Source organism: Bacteroides sp. OF03-11BH (assembly GCF_003604005.1).
Classification (GTDB): Bacteria; Bacteroidota; Bacteroidia; order Bacteroidales; family Bacteroidaceae; genus Bacteroides; species Bacteroides ovatus.
In genome coordinates, this window is sequence record NZ_QTMW01000086.1 from 1 (window position 1) to 2,262 (window position 2,262).

2 protein-coding genes are annotated in these 2,262 nt (G+C 29.8%); both read left to right on the plus strand.

Annotation, left to right across the window (positions count from 1 at the left end; translation table 11 throughout):
* The first annotated feature begins 585 nt into the window (after nt 1–585).
* The gene (locus DXA54_RS27195; protein WP_008650593.1) at nt 586–1,251 is read left to right on the plus strand and encodes a hypothetical protein; all 666 of its coding nucleotides are present in this window, start codon (nt 586–588) and stop codon (nt 1,249–1,251) included.
* Between the two features lie 625 nt (nt 1,252–1,876).
* The coding region (locus tag DXA54_RS28675; protein ID WP_243647698.1) for a DUF3871 family protein at nt 1,877–2,262 on the plus strand (386 nt) is incomplete at its 3' end.

The window sequence follows — 2,262 nt, forward strand, 5'->3', positions numbered from 1 at the left end:
ACCAAACCTCAAAGTGTAAAAGGTGCATTTCTTCGAATGCTTACATTAAACGGGTTTGGGGCTTATGAATCTGAAATAATTTGGGACAAAATACATATTCCTTTAAAGAGATATTGATTATTTAGTTTTCTATACAATTCAATTGTATAAAATATCAATTTGCAAGAATATACAAGTGATAAATTAAGACCAGTCTAATGTTTTAAGTTGGTTATATTATAAAAAGAAACAAGATAAATTTTATTGTTATAAAGACAAGACATATTAAATGAAGAATCCTCCTAGAATAAATAATTGGTGATATTTATTTACTCTGATATATGTTTCTTATTAGCACATTAGCAGTTTTTAGTTATTATATACAATACCATATCACACACCATGACAAAGTTTAGAACTAATGGCAATTTTTCAGTATTTCTACAGTATATTCGTTTTATAAAATCATGAATTTACGTAGCTATATTTCAATATTTATTATTATTTATAAGATAATTGTTCAACAGTAGTAAAATAATGTACTTTGACTTTTGATAATTTATTATTTTGTGTAATTTTGATAGCAAATAACTAAAATGTAATATTATGTTAGCGAATGAGGTAATTTATATTGATATTGATGATTTTGTAAGTAATGTTGAAACACTAATAAATCAGGGTATAGCTGATATAAGAGAAAGTGGAAATCTATTTAAGGTTTATGGAACTTGGTATAGAATTTATTCAGATTATGTAAAATATCAAGGTATGAGAGTCAATCTTAAAAAGGGCATTGATGGGAATAATATAGATATTTCTCTTTATAGTGCTTGGACTGTTGGTGGTAAACTAAGTGAATCGAGAATTATGGTTGGTAAACTGTATGATAAACTGCATGAAATATACATATTTCATCAATTATTTAATAATACAAATGTTGTAAAATCACTGAAAAAATATACCAGTATAATCAAAAGATGCACATCGTTAGAGAAATTCTCTGATAACATATTTATACTGTGTTTTAATAATAATAAATATTGCTTTACTAAAAAGGAAAGATATAATTCTCTATGCAATAATATAGAGCAGTATGTTGAGGTAGATAAGTATGATAAACACACACCATCATTAGTTTATAAAAGTGACAATATAGATTCAATCCAATCATTGTATTCTATTCTTAATACGGTTTACTATATTAATAAAACAAAACAAGGTTATGGCATTGATTATACATTAGCCTGTGCTTTAGGTATAGCTGATAATTAGTCCCTCAATATACAATAAATAATAACGGATTCGAGGATGTAAGTTATTAATATTGAAGCTCCAGACCATAACAGGTTTTGGGGCTTTTTATGTATATCCCCAACTCAAAAATATAGGTACTTGAAATTCATACCCCCGACCCTTTTATTGAGGAAGTGTTTTTTATTTGGAGTTTATGCAGTGATAGAGTGAAATATTTGATTTGTCAGTGAGCGTATCAGATGTATATCGTGCATAAGCCCCTTCTATTACCCTATAGTCCCCTCACCAATCATTAGGAAAAATGAAAGGATAACATGAATTGCCATTCAGCCCACAAACCTTTTGAACTTCTGAAATGTGCGGACTTATCAACGATTTGTATATGTCTACATATAAAGATGCACAAAGGAAAGTGAATGAATAGTACTTCATGTCAAACCCTCATTTTGTCCTTAAATACACTATTTACTAATCTATTATTATGCGTATGGAGAATTTAAAGATTTTATTGACGTTTGGAATAATTCTAATTGTGCCAGTAGTCTTAATGCCACAGTTCTTTATTGGATTATTAATACTGATTGTGGCTTGCTTGGCTTTCAGACAGAGGAATTTCTAATATTAACTTAATAAATTACAGATTATGGAATCAACATTACAGATTATGCCAGTACAAAGAACTAGTAGAAACTTTGGTGAATATGCAGAAGAAGCGGTAATAATTGAAGAGCCAATTATTAAGCAGAAACGACCTCTATTTATTGAAGCTAATACGATTGAAGCCAGTTTGGAGCATCTAAGGAATGATTGTATTATCCCTGTATTCGCAAAGGACAACGAAGCTACATTATCTCATGTGGCTTTTATCGAAGCAGTACAGGATGCAACCAATACATTCTTTAGCGGTGAACAAATTGAATCGCCAGATATTCGTGTTTCTCATGTAATCAAAGGCAGGATTCCCGAAGCAATTCATAAGCCCGCCAATCAGTTATTAGAGAGTGACAAGACTATCTACTACGAGAGGTG